Source organism: Serratia sp. LACPHL-BACT-2024-00286, from assembly GCF_043109535.1.
In the GTDB taxonomy this organism is placed as follows: domain Bacteria; phylum Pseudomonadota; class Gammaproteobacteria; order Enterobacterales; family Enterobacteriaceae; genus Serratia; species Serratia sarumanii.
On record NZ_JBICNA010000006.1, the window covers coordinates 77,736 to 95,775 of the forward strand.

Genomic DNA, 18,040 nt, shown 5'->3' on the forward strand with positions numbered 1-18,040 from the left:
TGAGGGGGAGCGCCTTAGCCTAACGCCCGCGCAATAAAATCGGTCACCCGCTTGAGGATCCGATCCTTATTGGTTTCGTTAAAGCTCTCGTGCCGCCCGCCCGCATTGATCATCCGTTCGAAATCGTCGCCGCGCAGACGATCGAGCGCGGTTTGCGTTTCGCTCATCAGCACCAGCCGATCGTCGTCGCCGTGGATCCACAGCGTGGGCAGCGCGCCGAAGCCCGGCCCGGCGTTGATGGCGGCGAGGATCCGCTGCATGGCGCGCAGGGTGGGGCGCTTGAACGGCCCGTGCCACACCAGCGGATCTTCCTGATACGCCGCGCCAACCGCCGGATCGCGCGCCAGGGTGGCGGTATCCAACGGCGCGTCGGGGATCGTCGGCAGTTCGGCCAGATCGGAGATCGCCGTTCTGTCGCCAAGCAGCGGGCCGGACAGCACCAGCGCGCGCACCTCCTCGCCATAGCGCTGCACGTAGCGGGTAGCGATCATGCCGCCCATCGAGTGGCCGATCACCACCTGCGGCAAGGTGGGGTATTGCTGCCGGAAATGGCTGACCACGCGCTGCACGTCGTCGACCACGGCGTCATAATCCTCGATCAGCACGCGCTCGCCCTGCGACAGGCCGTGGCCGAGATGGTCGGGGCCAAACACCCGCGCGCCCTGCGCCTGCAGCGTGCGCGCCACGTATTGGTAACGGCCGAGATGCTCGCCGTAGCCGTGTATCAGCAGCGCCAGATAGCGCGGCTGGTCATTTCCCCAATCATGCACGGCGATGTCGCCGTGACGGCCTTTGATAAAGCTGACGGTTTGTTCGGGCATCTTATTGTTCTCATGGTGGTAGGGTTGCCCTTCAGCGTAGCGGCTGGCGACGAAGTTGTCAGGGGCGCCGGGTGCGGCGCCCGCAGAGAGGGGATTACAGGCCGAACTGGCGCGCCAGTTCGTCGAGCGCTTCGCGCTGGAAGCGGTTGAAGGCGTCGCGCGGCTGCTGTTGCTGGATGAACGCCAGCAGCGGATCCTGCACTTCAGTGCGCACGCCGCTCAGCTGTTCCATCACCGCCAGCCCGCAGAACGGCACGTAGGATTCGGCGTAGCCGCCTTCGTGCACCATCACCAGCTTGCCGCCGCACAGCCGGTCGGCGGCGTCCTGCACCAGCGCGGTCATGGCGCGGAAGCTGTCGCTGTGCAGCTGCATGCGCGCCAGAGGATCGAGGGCGTTGGCGTCGTAACCGCAGGCGACGATGATCAGCTCCGGCTCGAATTTTTCCAGCGCCGGGATGATGATGCGCCGCATGGCGTGCAGGTAGCCGTCGTCGCCGGCGCCGGCCAGCATCGGCACGTTAACGTTGCAGCCCGCCCCGGCGCCTTCGCCGCGATCCTGCTCGCCGGAATAGCCCGCCGGGAAGCAGCCGTCCTGATGCAGCGACAGCGTCAGCACGTCGCCGCGTTGCCAATAGATGTGCTGGGTGCCGTTGCCGTGGTGCACGTCCCAGTCGAGTACCGCCACCTTGCCGAGGCCGTAGCGGGCCTTGGCGCGCTCGATGGCGATGGGAATATTGGCCAGGAAGCAGAAGCCCATCGATTGATCCGGCAGGCAGTGGTGGCCCGGCGGGCGCGACAGCGCATAGGCGTTATCCAGCTCGCCCTGCAGCACCGCCTCCACCGCCGCGCAGGCCAGCCCGGCGGAGAGTTTGGCGATCTCATAGCTGCCCGGCCCCAGCGGTGCTTCCTCTCCCAGCAGGCCGCCGCCGCTGTCGCTCACCTGTTTGAAACGCTGCAGGTAGTGGGCGGGGTGAATGCGCAGCAGGTCTTCTTCCGTCGCCGGTTCGGCGCTCAGCAGGGTGAGCTGGCGCGACAGGCCGGACACGTCCATCAGGTTCTTCATGCGCCGTTTGGTTTCCGGCGACTCGGCGTGGCCGGCGCCCGAGGGCGGTTGTACCCAGCCGCCGACCGGCAGGGTGGTGGCGTGCAGGCCGGTGCTGTGCCAGAAACAGCGTTCATCAAACAAGAAACCGGTTGTTCTTTTCACCTTTTTCCTCCTGTTATACGGCGCGGTGCGCGCGGTGAAGCCAGCGAAATCAACAGCAGCGACAGCAGCGCGCAGCCCAGCGCGCCGAACAGCAAGGCGTCGAAACCGCCGGAAGATTCGATCAGAGAGCCGGCCAGCGTCGGACCGATGGCCATGCCGCCGCCGATCACCAGGTTGATGCCGTTCATCAGCTTGCCGTCGTTATCCAACCCGGCGACGCGCGCCAGAATGAACGGCAGCACGAAGGTCCAGGTGAATTTGAACAGCAGGGCCGCCAGGGCGAAGCGCAGCAGCAGGGGCTGGCCCGTCAGCAGCGCCACGCTGGCCAGCAGCAGGGTGTACCCCAGCACGATCGGGCGTCCGCCGCCGAAGCGCGCGCCGATCAGCGCCGCGGCCCCCGCGCCGACGATGCCGAGCAAGGTGGCGACGGCCAGCACCTGGCCGCTGTGGGCCGGCGACAGCCCGGCGCCGGCGGCGATGCCGCCGATAAAGGTCCAGACCGCGCTCAGGCTGATGTAAAAGGTCAGCACCGCCAGCACGGCGCACAGCTTGCGCGCCAGCGAGGCGGCGGGGCCGCTGCGGGCGGCGCGGGCAGCGGTGAAACCGTTGGGGAACGCCGGGATGAGCGGCAGGCAGCACAGCATGATGGCCGCCAGAATCAGGTAGACCGCCATCAGGCCGAAGTGCGCGAACAGCGGTGGCAGCACCAGCAGCCCGACCGCGCCCAGCACCAGCTGGCCGAGCACCCAGAAGGCATAGACCCGGCTGGGATTGGCAGTGCCGGCGGCGCAGGTGATGCACAGGATCATCAGGGTGCCACCCGCCAGCGAGGCGATAAAGCGCAGCGGCAGCAGCAGCGTAAAATCCTGTGCCAGCGCCGAAGCCAGGTTGCCGGCGATAAACACCAGCGCCGACAGCGTAGCGACCCGCCGCCAGTTGATGCGCCCGATCCACCACCACGCCGGCAGCGTGGCCAGGCTCATGGCGCCGAGTTCGGTGGAGAACAGGTGGCCGATCTGCGCCGGGCCGAGCTGCCACTGCGCGGCGAGCTGGGCGGCCACGGCGGGGGCGGTCATCAGAATGCCCGGCGCGATGGCGGCGAAGACGATAATGGCGGTCAGCAGCCGCGGCGGGCAGGGGAGCGCCGCGCCGACGGCGGGCGCGGAAACCGAATCACTGGACATAAACCTTTTCCCCAAGCGTTGAGTGACGATGAAATATCCCGCCCGGCCCGATTGCGGGCAGGGGGAGGCCGCGCCATAAATGGCGAATACGTTCTGGCGTTATTTCCCGGCCGCCGGCAGCGGCGGCCGTTATCGGGCGTTAACCGTGGGCGAGAAAGCCGCCGGCGACCAGTTCGGTGCGGTTCACCACGTCGGTTTTGGCGAAAATATTGCGCATATGGGTTTTCACCGTGGACAGCGAAATGCCCAGCTTCAGGGCGATGCGCTTATTGCTGGCGCCTTCGCGCACCAGGTTGACGATCTCTTGCTCTTTGGCGGTCAGCATCTGCGCCTCGCCGTCGGGCAGCAGATCGCGCGTCGCCAGCTCGATCAGCGGCAGCACCGCGCGCAGGCGGCCGCGCTCCACTTCGGTAAACGGCGTATCGCGGATCAGCGATACCCCGGCGACGATGCGCTTGCGCTGGCGGATGAAGATCTCCGTCATGTCGCGCATGTCGTTCGGCAGCATAAAGTCGTGGTAATAGCGGCGGTTGCCGGCGATCGCCGCCGGGCTCATGCCGACCATGGTGATGTCCTGGCGATGGAAATTGGCCGGTTGCAGCGGGTCTATCTGTTGGAAGTGGTTCAGATACTGCTGATGCGTTTTATCGGGCATGCCGTACAGGATGTAGTGATCCGGCCGCAGGTCGCGATCGACCAGATAAAACACCCCGGCGGACACCGGGATCAGGTGCGTAATGGTCGCCAAACAACTGTTGATAAAGGCATCGGATGCTGTGCTGTGCATGATTCGTGTTCCTCCCTTTATCGTTCAATCTGGAGAAGGTTGGCGGTCAATATATGAACGATACAAGCATAGTTGTAGCAATTTGGCAACACAATAAAAACATATTAACAACGTGAGGCCGATTGCAATAAAACACATAAATAACAAGATGACACTGCGTTAATCAGGGCTTTTCGGTTCGGATTTATCGCGATTTTCATTAATAGGTTAATGAAATAATTCACCGCTTTTCCCGCTGAATTTACAGCGCTTTTCAATGTTTGCCCGGACGAAGCCCTCGCCGCCCTGCGCGTGCTACAGCCGATGCCGTCGCCGTCGTCCCTCGTTCTTAAGAACGATAGCCAGGCTTTTCCGCCGCTTCCTACACTGCGAATTGAAGATAGCGCCAGGCGGCGCCAAACGTATAAGACGAAAAAATGATGACCTTTCTCGGGCTGAGGCGTCGGGTTGTTCAGTCCGCATGACCATACGGGGAACAAACGATGCAGAAAAAAACGTTGGCGGTGGCGTTGAGCGGCGCCTTATCGGGTCTGGCACAGGGGGCGGACGCCGATCGCCCCAATGTGCTGATCATTCTGGTGGACGACATGGGCTACTCCGACATCAGCCCGTTCGGCGGCGAGATACCGACGCCCAACCTGCAGGCGTTGGCCGAACGGGGCGTGCGCATGAGCCAGTACTACACCTCGCCGATGTCGGCGCCGGCGCGGTCGATGCTGATGACCGGCAATACCAATCAGCAGGCCGGCATGGGCGGCATGTGGTGGTATGAGAGCACCGCCGCGCAGCCGGGCTATGAAATGCGCCTGACCGACCGCGTGACCACGCTGCCGGAGCGTTTTCGCGACGCGGGTTACGCCACCATGATGGCGGGCAAATGGCACCTGGGCTATGTCGACGGCGCCAAACCGACCGATCGCGGCTTCGAGCGCGCCTTCGCCTTTATGGGCGGCGGCACCAGCCATTTCGACGATGCGAAACCGCTGGGCACCGTGGAGGCGTTCCACACCTTCTACACTCTGAACGGCAAACGCGTGTCGTTGCCCAAAGATTTCTATTCCAGCAAGGCCTATGCCGATCAGCTGGAACAGTGGATCCGCGATACGCCGCAAAATAAGCCCGTCTTCGCCTATCTGGCCTTCACCGCGCCGCACGATCCATTGCAGGCGCCGGATGACTGGATCGCAAAATTCGACGGCAAATACGACGCCGGTTACCAGCAGGTCTATCAGCAGCGCATTCAGCGCCTGAAAGCGCTGGGGCTGATTTCCGAGCGTACGCCGATGCCGACGCTGGCGCTGGATAAGGCCTGGAACGCGCTGACGCCCGAGCAGCAAAAATATGAAGCCAAGACCATGCAGGTGTACGCGGCGATGATCGCTTACATGGACGATCAGGTCGGCGCGGTGCTGAACACCCTGAAGCAGACCGGCCGCGACCAAAATACGGTGATCGTGTTCGCCACCGACAACGGCGCCAACCCCGCCAGCGGCTTTTACTACGGCTCGAAGCCGGAGTATTGGCGGCAGTTCGACAACAGCTACGCCAACCTCGGCCGCAAGGGCTCGTTCATCTCCTACGGGCCGCACTGGGCCAACGTCAGCAACGCGCCGTACGCCAATTACCACAAAACCACCAGCGCGCAGGGCGGCATCAATACCGATTTCATCATCTCCGCGCCGCGGCTGAAGGGGCGCGGCGGCATCGACCGCACGCCGATGGCGGTGTATGACATCGCCCCGACGCTGTATGACTATGCCGGCATCGACGCCAACAAACCGCTGAAGGCCAAACCGACGCTGCCGATGGTCGGCGTCAGCTTCAAACGCTATTTCAGCGGCGAGGCTGACCGCGTGCCGCGCGCGACCTACGGCGTGGAGCTGCATAACCAGGCCGCCTATGTCGACGGCGTCTGGAAGCTGCGGCGGTTGGTGAAGGCCGGGCCGACGGCGCAGATGGCGCCGTGGGGGCTGTTCAACCTGCATGACGATCCGCTGGAAACGCGCGATCTGGCCGCCACCAACCCGGAGCGAGTCAAACGGCTGAGCGAGGCGTATCGCCGCTTTGCGCAGCAGGGCATGGTCATTGAAGCCAAAGGCGCAGCGATCGACTACCTCGGCGTCGACGCCAGCACCGGCGACTACATCGGCCTGGATCCGTTGACCCACAAACCGTTGCCGCAGGCGGCGCCATGAACCTGGTCCAGCTGCGCGCGCAGCAGATCCCGGTAGAGAGCGAACCGCGCGCGGCGGCGCCTTTTCATCTGTTGGTGAAGCCGATCGGCGCCGGCTGCAACCTGGGCTGCCGCTACTGCTACTATCCGCAGCGCCAGCAGGAGCGGACGCGCAAGATGGACGACGACCTGCTGGCGGAATTTATCCGCGGCTACATCGCCGCCCAGCCGCGTTACAGCCGCGAGATCAACTTCGTCTGGCAGGGCGGTGAGCCGCTGCTGGCGGGGATCGGTTTTTACAAGCGGGCGCTGGCGTTGCAACGCCGCTACGCGCCGCCGGGTGTGCGGATCAGCAACAGCCTGCAGACCAACGGTACCCTGCTGAACGACGCCTGGTGCCGGCTGTTCCGGCAGCATCACTTTATCCTCGGCGTCAGCCTGGACGGCGATCGCGAGGTGCAGGACGCCCACCGGCCGGACAAGCGCGGCGGTGCCAGCTATGACGCCGCGCTGCGCGGCATTGCGTTGCTGCAGCGCTATCAGATCGACTTCAACCTGCTGATGGTGGTGCACGACGGCGTCGCGGATCGCGCCGAGGCGATCTACGATCATGCGGTGGCGATCGGGGCGCGCTATCTGCAGTTCCAGCCGCTGATGCTGGAAGGGGATGCGCCCACCGCCGGCTATGGGCTAAGCGCCGCCAACTGGGGGCGCTTCATGCTGGCGGTGTACCGCCGCTGGCGCAGCCGCGGGCACGTTGGCCAGGTCTTCGTAATGAACATCGAGCAGGTCTACGCGCAGTATTTCACCCACGTCAGCCCCAGCTGCGTACACGCCGAACGCTGCGGCGGCAATCTGGTGATGGAGCCGGACGGGCGGCTTTACGCCTGCGATCATCTGATCAACGCGCAGCACCTGCTCGGCCATGCCGATCGCCACACGCCGCTCGCCACCCTGGCGGCAAGGGCGGCGGAGATGCCGTTCGGTAAAAACAAGAGCCTGCGCCGCGAGTGCCAACGCTGCAGCGTGAAAAGCGTCTGCCAGGGCGGCTGCCCGGCGCATGTGGGCGAAGATCGTTACAACCGGCTGTGCGCCGGCTATTACGCCTTCTTTTCCGCGCTGCTGGCGCCGCTGCGTGCCTACCCGCGCAGCCCGCAGGGAGCGATGCAGTGGCGCGCCGCCGTGAGCGCGGCCGCAGGTTGAAACCGTCTCGTCCTTAAGGACGATAGTCAGCATTTTCCTTTCCTCTCTATAGTGAGATGACCGCCGCTGGCGGTGAAAAACCTGCAAGCACCTGCATGCATCAGGCCAAAACTATAAGAGGAAATAACCATGAACCTGTCGTCGCGGTTGCACGCCCACCTGGCTCGAGGCAAGGTCGGCTTTCCCACCACCCTGGCCAGTTCGGTCGGGGTGATCATGGCCAGCCCGGTGATCCTGACGGTCACCAGCGGCTTCGGCATCGGCGGCGACACCTTCGCGCTGGCGATGCTGATCGCCTTCATCATGATGCAGGCGCAGCTCACCACCTTCTCCGAAGCGGCGGCGCTGCTGCCGACCTCCGGTTCGGTTTACGACTACATCTCCTGCGGCATGGGGCGCTTTTTCGCCATTACCGGCGCGCTGTCGGCCTACCTGATCGTGCACATCTTCGCCGGTACCGCCGAGACCATTCTCTCCGGCATCATGGCGCTGGTGAACTTCGAGCACCTCAACACCCTGATGGAAAGCCACAACGCCTCCTGGATGGTCGGCGTCGGGCTGGTCATCGTATTCGGCCTGCTCAACGCGTTCGGCATCGAGGCCTTCGGCAAGGCGGAGATCGTGCTGACCTTCGCCATGTGGAGCACGCTGGTGATTTTCGGCATCGTCGGGCTGCTGTCGCCGCATGCGGTGCCGCTCGAGGGCTGGTTCGGCAGCACGCTGAGCCTGAACGATCCCTTCGCGGTGTTCAGCCTGATCGGCATGGCGATGTTCATGTTCGTCGGCTGTGAGCTGGTGACGCCGATGGCGCCGGAGATCAAACGCTGCGATCGGGTGATCCCGCGCGCGATGGCGCTGGGGCTGTGCGGCGTGGCGGTGTGCATGGCGCTGTATGGCGCGGCGCTCAGCCACCAGGTGGAAAACGTGGTGATCGACGCCGCCAGCGGCGCGCGCCTGCTGGAAACGCCGATGGCCATCCCGGCGTTCGCCGGCCAGGTAATGGGCCAGTTCGGCAAATACTGGCTCGGCGTCGGCCTGCTGTTGGCCGGCGCGGCGACCATCAATACGCTGATGGCGGCGGTGCCGCGCATTCTGTACGGCATGGCGCTGGACGGCGCGCTGCCGCGCATGTTCGCTTATCTGCACCCGCGCTTTAAAACGCCGGTGGTCGGCATTCTGGTGGCGGTGTTGATCCCCTGCGTACACGCCTTCGCCATTCAGGGCAACCTCGACAGGATCATTCCGCTGGTGCTGGCGGCGGTGTGCGCCTGGGGCGTGGCCTACCTGCTGGTGACCTGCTCGGTGGTGATCCTGCGCGTACGCCGCCCCGATCTGCCGCGCGCCTATAAATCGCCGTGGTTCCCGCTGCCGCAGATCGTCTCCAGCGTCGGCATCGTGCTGGCCATCGTTTACATCACGCCGCCGGGAATGAACCCGAGCGACATCTACATTCCCTTCGGCTGGATGATCGGCCTGACCGCCGCCTATGCGCTGTTCTGGACGCTGTGCGTGCAGAAAGTGAATCCGTTCAAGCCGGTGCCGGTCGAGCAGGTGCTGGAGAACGCGTTCGCCAAAGGTGAAAACGAGGAGGCGCAGTTTGATCGGCTTACTTCCCTCACTTAATCGCGCCTGGCGGCGAGCGCCGTCGGGCTATCGGCCGGGCGCCGCGCTGGATCGTCTGGCGCGCAACCTGGAACCCTACGCGTGCGAACGCCTGGCGCCGGGCCTGCTGCGGCTGACGCTGCCGCAGGGGCCGCAGATCGAGATCGGCGAACAGGTGCAGGGGCTGTTTATGGCGCATATCGTCAGCCACCGCTTTCGGTTGCAGGGCGCGTGCGCGATTCAGCTTCCGCTGACGCTGGACGTGGTGACCGGCGGCTGGCTGCGGCGGCGCGGGGTGCGTTATCTGCTGCGCCAGCGCCACGCGGCCGCGCAGCGGGTGCTGGACGGCCTGCAGCGCTACCCGCAGATCGGCGAGACGCTGGCGCAGCTGGATTTTCGCCGCGTGCGGCTGACGGTGAACGACGGGCGCTGGCAGGTGGATATCGAGCATTTTGCCGCGTCGGAGGTGGTCAGCCGTTTGCCGGCCGGCCGCCGCTACCTGCGGCTGGATGCCGAACAGCGGCGGCTGCTGTTGAGCAGCCTGCTGATGCTCGGCCAACTGATGGAGAAGCTGAATCATGAATAGAGTGGTTGTGATTACCGGCGGCGGCACCGGCGTCGGCGCCGCCTGCGCCCGTCTGCTGGCGGCGCAGGGCGATCGGGTGTTCATCATCGGCCGCCGCCCGGAACCGCTGACGGCGCTGGCGCAAGAGATCGGCGCGCAGGCGCTGGTGGGCGATGCCGCCAGCGGCGAGAGCTGGAACCACGCGCTGCTGCCGGCCATTCTGCGCGACGCCGGGCGCATCGACTGCCTGATCGGCAGCGCCGGCGGCATGGGCTTCAAGCGCATCACCGAGATGACCGACGCACAGTGGCAAGGGGCGATGGACAGCAACCTCAACAGCGCCTTCGCCAGCGCGCGCGCCTGCCTGCCGGAGCTGATTAAAAGCGGCGGCAACCTGCTGTTTGTCGCGTCGATCGCCTCGCTGGCCGCCGGGCCGGAGGTCTGCGGCTACGTCACCGCCAAGCACGCGCTGATCGGGCTGATGCGTTCCATCGCCCGCGACTATGGCCCGCTGGGCGTGCGCGCCAACGCGGTGTGCCCGGGCTGGGTGACCACGCCGATGGCGGACGAAGAGATGCAACTGCTGATGGACGCCCATCAGATTTCGCTGGAGCAGGCTTACCAGATGGTCTGCCGCGACGTGCCGCTGCGCCGTCCGGCCAGCGCCGAGGAGATCGCTCGCGTCTGCCGTTTCCTGTGTTCCAGCGAAGCTTCAATCATTACCGGCGCGGCGCTGGTGGCCGACGGCGGCTCCACCATCGTTGATGTGCCGACCCTGGCTTTCACTTCCCTGTAAGGAGCATTTCCATGAGTTCAGAAGCGGTATTCATTCAGGTTGGCGCGCTGGCGGAAGGCTTTGCGCCGCACAGCAATACGCTGGAACGGCAGCACGGGCTGGCGGGCAGCACGCTGACGCTGCGCTTTAGCGACGGCGCGACGCAGCGCTGCCGGTTTACCGACGAGCAGACGCTGGAGTGGGGCGAACGGCGCGGCGTCGCCTATCGCGCCACCAGCATTCGCCCCGGCGTGCTGTTTATCGATTTTCTCGATCCCGCCCGCGCCAATGCCAGCATTACGCTGGTATGCGACCGCAATCAGGGCAACTTCACCGCGGTATATGGTCAGCTGCCGGACGAAGCGCAGGCGCGGCTCGATGCTTTCAGCCGGGTGGAGCAGGGGCTGCCGCTGACCGCGGTCGGGGCCGAATTCCGCTTCGGTACGCTGGACGACGCCGACGTGGCGCCGCCGGGCTTTACCGATGAGCTGATCGGCATGCGCAATATGTACACCTACAGCCCGACCGAGCGGTACGAGCACATCTACCTGAACGACAACTTCTACGCCTGGCAGTGTCTGGACGGGGTGGAGAAAGGGCTGGCGGACGTCGATCGCTGCCACTACGTGAAGGTGGCTGAGCAGCTTTATCTGTTCGTCTGGCGCGAGAAGATCATCCCGACGCTGGGCGTGGTGATGATCGATCTGCAGGGCATGCGCACCGACGGCAAGATCCTCGGTTATCAGGGCAGCGATTTCAGCGCGCTGAGCAACTTTGCGGTCGGTGCCCATGCGCAGGTGCTGAACACCACACGCCACCCGCGAGGATAGGGCGATGAGCGCAACCTATGCGGCCGACGCCTTCGCGGGGCAGGCGGTGCTGGTGACCGGCGGCGCGCAGGGCATTGGGCTGGCGATCGTCAGCGCCTTTGCCCGCCTGGGCGCCGAGGTGACGATCGCGGACGTGCAGCTGCCGCAGGCGCAGGCGGCGGCGCAGGCGCTGCGGGACGAAGGGCTGAGCGTGCAGGCGCTGGCCTGCGATCTGGCCGAACCGGGGCAGGTCGCCGAGCTGGTGGCGATGGTGGGCGAGCGGCATCAACGGCTGGACGTGGTGATCCACAACGCCGCTTACTTTCCGCTGACGCCGTTCCCCGCTATCGACGCGGCCCTGCTGCAACGCACGCTGAGCGTCAATCTGATGGCGCCGTTCTTTCTGGCGCAGGCGGCGCTGCCGTGGATGCGCCGCCGGGGCGGCGGCTGCCTTCTGGTGACTTCGTCGGTGACCGGCCCGCGGGTGGCCTACCCGGGGCTGGCGCACTACGCTGCCTCCAAGGCCGGGGTGAACGGGTTTATTCGCGCGGCGGCGCTGGAGCTGGCGGCGGAGAAAATTCGCGTCAACGGCGTGGAGCCGGGGATGATCCGCACGCCGGCGATGGCCAACCTGGGCGACGCGCAGGTGAATCAGGCGATCGCCGCCTCGGTGCCGCTCGGGCGGCTGGGGGAACCGGAAGACATCGCCGCGGCGATGGTGTTTCTCGCCTCGCCGGCGGCGGCCTACATCACCGGGCAGACGCTGGTGGTGGACGGCGGCGCGCTGCTGCCGGAAACGAATTCTCTGCTTACCTGACGCTGCAGCGTTGTTGGCTGCAACGCCAATTAATTTGAGAATTCCGGTTGGTTAAATCACTTCTTAGTGGGATGCGCGGTGACGTTGGCGGGCAGGCTGTCGCCCAGGGTGATCAGCTCGTCCAGCAGCGCCATCAGCTGGTCCATTTTCTGCCGCGAAAAGGCGGCTTCAATCTCGGCGTAGCCCTGTTCCACCTGGTGGCGCGCCACTTCATACAGATCCTGGCCCTGCTGGGTCAGCGACACGTACAGCTTGCGCTGATCGTTGACCGGCTTGAGGCGGAAGATCAGCTTGTCACGCTCCATGCGCGAGAGAATGCCGGTCAGGCTGGGGCGCAGGATGCAGGTTTCCGCCGCCAGCTCGTGGAATTCGATCGAGCGGCTGTTGGCCAGCACGCGGATGATGCGCCACTGCTGTTCGGTCAAATTGTGGCTTTTCAGGATCGGGCGGAAGAACCCCATGGCGGTTTCACGCGCCTGCAGCAGGGCGATGGTTAACGATTCATGCATAAGTTTGGCCTTAGCTATCAAGGTGTTCGTTGTTACGGCGCTCGTTATGGGGGCGCCCGCCCCGCAAAGCCCGATTTTGTTAATAACTTAATAGTAGCCAAAGTTACCCGTAGGGATAAAGCAAAAATGCGTGCCGCAGCGAAAAATGGCGAGAAAAATGATTAATACGTTGAATAATCACGCTAATGTTCGTTATTTGTGAATATTTTGTTATCACGATCACAAATCACTCCAAGCGCGTTGCGTAAAAGCTGCACAGCGTATAAAAGTAATCATTAATATATTAATGAATGCCGGTTGTCATGTTTTGCCATTGGAGGAGTTCGCATGAAAGGCACCGTATTTTCCGTTGCGCTGAACCACCGCAGCCAACTGGACGCCTGGGATCAGGCGTTTCACCAGCCACCGTATCAGACCCCGCCCAAAACTCCGGTGTGGTTTATCAAACCGCGCAACACTCACCTCGCCAACGGCGGGGCGATCCCGTTTCCGGCCGGTGAAACCGTGCAGAGCGGCGGCACGCTGGCGGTGATCATCGGCGATACCGCGCGCAAGGTGCCGGTTGAGCAGGTGAGCCGTTATCTGGCCGGCTACGCGTTGGCCAACGACGTCAGCCTGCCGGAAAGCAGCTTCTATCGCCCGGCGATCAAGGCCAAATGCCGCGACGGGTTCTGCCCGCTGGGGGAGATCGGCCAGCTGGAGGCTGCCGATCGGCTGGAGATCGTCACCGAGATCAACGGCGTGGAGCAGGATCGCTGGTCCACCGCCGATCTGGTGCGCTCGGTGCCGGAGCTGATCGCCGCCATCAGCGATTTCATCACCCTGCAGCCGGGCGATGCGGTGCTGATCGGCACCCCGCACCAGCGGGTGGAGATCAAACCGGGGGATGAGGTGACGGTGCGCGCCGCCGGCCTGCCCACGCTGACCAACCGCGTCACCCAAGCAGGAGCCGCATCATGAAACATGCCCGTATTCGCCATCATGGCCAGGCCGTCAACGTCCAGGTGGACGACCAGCTGCGCGTCACGCTGCCGAACGGCGAGGTGCTGCAGGAACGCGAAGTGGAATGGCTGCCGCCGGCGCAGGGCACGGTGTTCGCCCTCGGGCTGAACTATGCCGACCACGCCAGCGAGCTGGAATTCAAGGCGCCGGAAGAGCCGCTGGTGTTCCTCAAGGCGCCGAACACACTGACCGGGCACCGCCAGGTGTCGGTGCGCCCGGCCGGCGTGGAGTACATGCATTACGAAGCCGAGCTGGTGGCGGTGATCGGCAAGACCGCGCGCAACGTCAGCCGCGAGCACGCCATGGAGTACGTGGCGGGTTACACCCTGTGCAACGACTACGCCATCCGCGATTACCTGGAAAACTACTACCGGCCGAATCTGCGGGTGAAGAGCCGCGACACCCTGACGCCGATCGGGCCGTACATCGTCGATCGCGACGACGTCGCCGATCCGCACCGGCTGGCGCTCAGCACTTACGTCAACGGCGAGCTGCGCCAGCGCGGCAGCACCGCCGACATGATTTTCGACATTCCGTTCCTGGTCGCCTACCTGAGTGAATTCATGACGCTGCAGCCGGGCGACATGATCGCTACCGGCACGCCGAAAGGGCTGGCCGACGTGCAGCCGGGCGACGAAGTGGTGGTGGAGATCGAGGGCATCGGCCGTCTGGTTAACCACATTATCAGTGAAAAAGATTACGAGGAGAGCCTGCGTTGACTTCCCTGGCTTCAAAGAAACAAGGGTTCCCATTTCAGTGCAACGAACCAAGGCCGCATCACGCGACTTGAGGATTTACCGTCGCTCCATGGGCTAACACTGCCAGCCCGGCAGCTTTGATATTTCGGGCCGCGTTGATATCGCGGTCATGGTAACTCTGACATTTGGGGCACAGCCAAAAGCGAACATTCAGGGGTAAAACTTGCATGGTGTATCCGCAGCAGGAACAGCGCTTAGATGATGGGAAGAATGGGTCGACCGCGATGAGACGACGGCCAGCCCACTCACTTTTATACCTGAGCTGTCGGATGAGTTCCGACCAGCCTGCATCAGCAATGCTTTTTGCCAACTGTGGATTACGCATCATGTTTTTCACGCTTAGCGACTCGACGCACACAACTTGGTTTTCGTTAATGAGTGTGCGGGACAACTTATGCAGGTTGTCCAGGCGGCAATCCGCAATTTTTGCATGCAACCGGGCAACTTTTTGGCGAGCTTTAGTGCGGTTTTTGGAACCCAGTTGTTTCCTGCTTAATCGGCGCTGTAGCAATGCAAGCCGCTTGGCATTCTTGGCTGTATTGCGTGGGTTGTCAGCTTTAAATCCGCTGTCCGTGACCAATAGACGAGTTAGACCAACATCTATTCCCACTATTGATGACGTAACAGGTAATGGCTCCGGCTGGACTTCGCATAGACAGCTGACGAAGTATCGACCTGCAGAGTCCTTGCTCACAGTGACTGTCGAAGGGGACGACGGCAGTTTACGCGACCAGCGGATGTTCAGAGGCGTTTTGCTTTTCGCTATGTATAGATGTCCTTCTCGGTACCTAAAAGCACTGGCGGTTAACTCAGCGACTTGCTTGTGGCGTTTGGATTTAAAGGCCGGATATGAAGTTCGACCTTCAAAGAAGTTTTTAAAAGCAGTCTGTTGGTGGCGTAAGCATTGCTGGAGTGGGACGCATGAAACGTCATTTAACCAAGCGAATTCAGGTGTTCTCTTGAGGATGGTTAATCGTGCGCTAGCTTGGGCATAACTGACTTTTTCTTGCCGTTGACGAAAGGCATCGGTGCGCCAATTCAGGATGAAGTTATAAACGAAACGTACGCAGCCAAATGTATGAGCTAAAAGTTGAATTTGCTCAGTTGAGGGATAGAACCGGAACTTATAGGCACGTTTCATGGCGTAACAAATTACAGAGAGATGTGGACAGATGCAAAGAGATTTTAGGTTAAAAATTACTCAGTCCCTTTTTTGGCTTTCACGCCAAAAGTTGCAGGAGAAGTGCTAATGAAAACCATCAACCATTGGATCAACGGCAAGAACGTCGCCAGCAAAGAGTATTTCACCACCACCAACCCGGCGAACGGCGAGGTGCTGGCGGAAGTGGCCTCCGGCGGCCAGCTGGAGATAGACCAGGCGGTGGCGGCGGCGAAAGAGGCGTTCCCCAAGTGGGCCAACACGCCGATGAAAGAGCGCGCGCGTCTGATGCGCCGCCTGGGCGAGCTGATCGACCAGAACGTGCCGCAGATCGCCGAACTGGAAACCGCCGACACCGGCCTGCCGATCCACCAGACCAAAAACGTGCTGATCCCGCGCGCCTCGCACAACTTCGAGTTCTTCGCCGAGGTGTGCCAGCAGATGAACGGCAAGACCTACCCGGTGGACGACAAGATGCTCAACTACACGCTGGTGCAGCCGGTGGGGGTGTGCGCGCTGGTGTCGCCGTGGAACGTGCCGTTCATGACCGCCACCTGGAAGACCGCGCCTTGCCTGGCGCTGGGCAACACCGCGGTGCTGAAGATGTCCGAACTGTCGCCGTTGACCGCCGATCGCCTGGGCGAGCTGGCGCTGGAAGCCGGCATTCCGGCCGGGGTGCTGAACGTGGTGCAGGGCTATGGCGCCACCGCCGGCGACGCATTGGTGCGCCATAAAGACGTGCGCGCGGTCTCCTTCACCGGCGGCACCGCCACCGGCCGCCGCATCATCGAAAGCGCCGGGCTGAAGAAGTTTTCCATGGAACTGGGCGGCAAGTCGCCGGTGCTGATCTTTGAAGACGCCGACATCGAGCGGGCGCTCGACGCCGCGCTGTTCACCATCTTCTCGATCAACGGCGAACGCTGCACCGCCGGTTCGCGCATCTTCATTCAGGAGAGCATCTACCCGGAATTCGTCAAACGCTTCGCCGAGCGCGCCAACCGTCTGCGCGTGGGCGATCCGCAAGATCCCAACACCCAGGTGGGGGCGCTGATCAGCCCGCAGCACTGGGAAAAAGTCTCCGGCTATATCCGCCTCGGGGTGGAAGAAGGGGCGACCCTGTTGGCCGGCGGCCCGGACAAACCGGCCGGTTTGAGCCACGGCAACTTCCTGCGCCCGACGGTGCTGGCGGATGTCGACAACCGGATGCGCGTGGCGCAGGAAGAGATCTTCGGGCCGGTGGCCTGCCTGCTGCCGTTCAAGTCGGAAGAAGACGGCCTGCGCATGGCCAACGACGTGGAATACGGCCTGGCGTCGTACATCTGGACGCAGGATGTGAGCAAGGTTCTGCGCCTGGCCCGCGGCATCGAAGCGGGCATGGTTTTCGTCAACACCCAAAACGTACGCGATCTGCGCCAACCGTTCGGCGGCGTGAAAGCCTCCGGCACCGGCCGCGAAGGCGGCGAATACAGCTTCGAAGTGTTCGCCGAAATGAAGAACGTGTGCATTTCCATGGGCGACCACCCGATCCCGAAATGGGGCGTCTAAGCCTCGGGCCACAATAATAACGAAAGAGATGAGAACAATGACGACAAAACTTACCACTAATGCTGTCCCTGCTCCCGACGTCGTGCGCTGTGCCTACATGGAAATTCAGGTCACGAACCTTAAAGCCGCACGCGAATTTTACGTCGATATCCTCGGCCTGGTCGTGACCGCCGAGGATGACAAAACCCTCTACCTGCGTTCGATGGAGGAGTTCATTCACCATAACCTGGTGCTGCGCGAAGGCCCGGTCGCCGCCGTTGCGGCGTTTGCTTTCCGCGTGCGCACGCCGGAAGACGTCGATCGCGCCGAAGCGTATTTCAAGGCGCTTGGCTGCCGCACCGAGCGGCGGGTGAACGGGTTCGCCAAAGGCATCGGCGATGCGGTGCGGGTCGAGGATCCGCTCGGCTTCCCGTATGAGTTTTTCTACGACGTGCAGCACGTCGAGCGTCTGGCCTGGCGCTACGATCTGTATACGCCGGGCGCGCTGGTGCGCCTCGACCACTTTAACCAAATCACCCCTGACGTGCCGCGCGCCGTGGAATACATCCAGGGGCTGGGCTTCCGCGTAACGGAAGATATCCGCGATGAAGACGGCGTGGTTTATGCCGCCTGGATGCGCCGCAAGGCGACGGTGCACGATACCGCGATGACCGGCGGCGCCGGGCCGCGCATGCATCACATCGCCTTCGCCACCCATGAAAAGCACAATATTTTGGCCATCTGCGACAAGCTCGGCGCGTTGCGCAAATCCGATTTGATCGAACGCGGCCCCGGCCGTCACGGCGTCTCCAACGCGTTCTACCTCTATCTGCGCGATCCCGATGGCCACCGCGTGGAGATCTACACGCAGGATTACTACACCGGCGATCCGGACAACCCGACCGTGACCTGGGACGTGCATGACAACCAGCGCCGCGACTGGTGGGGCAATCCGGTGGTGCCGAGCTGGTATACCGAAGGATCGCTGGTGCTGGATCTCGATGGGCAGCCGCAGCCGGTCATCGAACGCAGCGCGCCCAGCGAAATGGCCGTCACCATCGGCGCAGACGGTTTTTCCTACACCCGTGAGGGCGATACGGAAAAAGGTTTCAAACTTGGCAATACGCTGTAAATGCCGCTGCGCG

Annotated in this window: 17 protein-coding genes; 11 read left to right on the forward strand and 6 right to left on the reverse strand. The window is 63.2% G+C overall.

What is annotated here, in order from left to right:
- Window positions 1-14 precede the first annotated feature (14 nt).
- From ACF8MC_RS18405 to ACF8MC_RS18420, 4 genes are all read right to left on the reverse strand, one after another.
- Window positions 15-821, reverse strand: a complete 807-nt coding sequence (locus ACF8MC_RS18405) for an alpha/beta hydrolase (RefSeq protein WP_164105671.1) — start codon at window positions 819-821, stop codon at window positions 15-17.
- Between the two features lie 94 nt (window positions 822-915).
- A complete protein-coding gene (locus tag ACF8MC_RS18410) occupies window positions 916-2,028 on the reverse strand; it encodes a class II histone deacetylase (RefSeq protein ID WP_033636961.1) in 1,113 nt (370 codons plus the stop codon).
- Window positions 2,025-3,212, reverse strand: a complete 1,188-nt coding sequence (locus ACF8MC_RS18415) for an MFS transporter (RefSeq protein ID WP_164105673.1) — start codon at window positions 3,210-3,212, stop codon at window positions 2,025-2,027. The genes ACF8MC_RS18410 and ACF8MC_RS18415 overlap by 4 nt, the downstream gene beginning before the upstream one ends.
- Before the next feature lie 139 nt (window positions 3,213-3,351).
- Window positions 3,352-3,999 (reverse strand): LuxR family transcriptional regulator, encoded by a 648-nt coding sequence (locus tag ACF8MC_RS18420; protein ID WP_033636963.1) that lies wholly within the window; start codon window positions 3,997-3,999, stop codon window positions 3,352-3,354.
- A 482-nt stretch (window positions 4,000-4,481) separates the two neighbouring features.
- On the opposite strand from ACF8MC_RS18420, the gene ACF8MC_RS18425 reads away from it, so the two are divergent.
- From ACF8MC_RS18425 to ACF8MC_RS18455, 7 genes are all read left to right on the forward strand, one after another.
- Window positions 4,482-6,194: an arylsulfatase gene (locus ACF8MC_RS18425; RefSeq protein ID WP_164105675.1), complete on the forward strand. Its 1,713-nt coding sequence runs from the start codon at window positions 4,482-4,484 to the stop codon at window positions 6,192-6,194.
- A complete protein-coding gene (locus tag ACF8MC_RS18430) occupies window positions 6,191-7,375 on the forward strand; it encodes an anaerobic sulfatase maturase (protein WP_164105678.1) in 1,185 nt (394 codons plus the stop codon). The genes ACF8MC_RS18425 and ACF8MC_RS18430 overlap by 4 nt, the downstream gene beginning before the upstream one ends.
- Before the next feature lie 129 nt (window positions 7,376-7,504).
- Window positions 7,505-8,998 (forward strand): APC family permease, encoded by a 1,494-nt coding sequence (locus tag ACF8MC_RS18435; protein WP_033636966.1) that lies wholly within the window; start codon window positions 7,505-7,507, stop codon window positions 8,996-8,998.
- Window positions 8,973-9,563 (forward strand): DUF3156 family protein, encoded by a 591-nt coding sequence (locus ACF8MC_RS18440; protein WP_103798988.1) that lies wholly within the window; start codon window positions 8,973-8,975, stop codon window positions 9,561-9,563. Before ACF8MC_RS18435 ends, ACF8MC_RS18440 begins: the two co-directional genes overlap by 26 nt.
- Window positions 9,556-10,338 (forward strand): SDR family oxidoreductase, encoded by a 783-nt coding sequence (locus ACF8MC_RS18445; protein ID WP_353038500.1) that lies wholly within the window; start codon window positions 9,556-9,558, stop codon window positions 10,336-10,338. The genes ACF8MC_RS18440 and ACF8MC_RS18445 overlap by 8 nt, the downstream gene beginning before the upstream one ends.
- An 11-nt stretch (window positions 10,339-10,349) precedes the next feature.
- Window positions 10,350-11,147 carry a molybdenum cofactor biosynthesis F family protein gene (locus tag ACF8MC_RS18450; protein ID WP_060430941.1) on the forward strand — a complete coding sequence of 266 codons (798 nt, stop codon included), beginning with the start codon at window positions 10,350-10,352 and terminating at the stop codon, window positions 11,145-11,147.
- A gap of 4 nt (window positions 11,148-11,151) precedes the next feature.
- Window positions 11,152-11,943 carry an SDR family oxidoreductase gene (locus ACF8MC_RS18455; protein ID WP_164105680.1) on the forward strand — a complete coding sequence of 264 codons (792 nt, stop codon included), beginning with the start codon at window positions 11,152-11,154 and terminating at the stop codon, window positions 11,941-11,943.
- 56 nt (window positions 11,944-11,999) lie between these two features.
- Here ACF8MC_RS18455 and hpaR read toward each other — a convergent pair whose 3' ends face one another.
- The gene (gene hpaR / locus ACF8MC_RS18460; RefSeq protein WP_047569450.1) at window positions 12,000-12,452 is read right to left on the reverse strand and encodes a homoprotocatechuate degradation operon regulator HpaR; all 453 of its coding nucleotides are present in this window, start codon (window positions 12,450-12,452) and stop codon (window positions 12,000-12,002) included.
- Window positions 12,453-12,779: 327 nt separating this feature from the next.
- Here hpaR and ACF8MC_RS18465 point away from each other — a divergent pair, with 327 nt between their 5' ends.
- Entirely contained in the window at window positions 12,780-13,412 is a 633-nt protein-coding gene (locus tag ACF8MC_RS18465; protein ID WP_033636979.1) for a fumarylacetoacetate hydrolase family protein, read from the forward strand.
- Window positions 13,409-14,173, forward strand: a complete 765-nt coding sequence (locus tag ACF8MC_RS18470) for a fumarylacetoacetate hydrolase family protein (RefSeq protein ID WP_033648528.1) — start codon at window positions 13,409-13,411, stop codon at window positions 14,171-14,173. Before ACF8MC_RS18465 ends, ACF8MC_RS18470 begins: the two co-directional genes overlap by 4 nt.
- A 58-nt stretch (window positions 14,174-14,231) precedes the next feature.
- Here the strand turns inward: ACF8MC_RS18470 and ACF8MC_RS18475 are convergent, their stop codons facing one another.
- On the reverse strand, window positions 14,232-15,353 hold the full coding sequence (locus tag ACF8MC_RS18475) for an RNA-guided endonuclease TnpB family protein (RefSeq protein WP_161725329.1): 1,122 nt from the start codon (window positions 15,351-15,353) through the stop codon (window positions 14,232-14,234).
- 108 nt (window positions 15,354-15,461) lie between these two features.
- On the opposite strand from ACF8MC_RS18475, the gene hpaE reads away from it, so the two are divergent.
- Together hpaE and hpaD are read left to right on the forward strand one after the other, a co-directional pair.
- Window positions 15,462-16,916, forward strand: a complete 1,455-nt coding sequence (gene hpaE / locus ACF8MC_RS18480; RefSeq protein WP_033636981.1) for a 5-carboxymethyl-2-hydroxymuconate semialdehyde dehydrogenase — start codon at window positions 15,462-15,464, stop codon at window positions 16,914-16,916.
- A gap of 37 nt (window positions 16,917-16,953) precedes the next feature.
- Complete coding sequence (gene hpaD, locus ACF8MC_RS18485; protein ID WP_004933173.1) at window positions 16,954-18,027, forward strand: 3,4-dihydroxyphenylacetate 2,3-dioxygenase; 1,074 nt, start codon at window positions 16,954-16,956, stop codon at window positions 18,025-18,027.
- Window positions 18,028-18,040 lie beyond the last annotated feature (13 nt).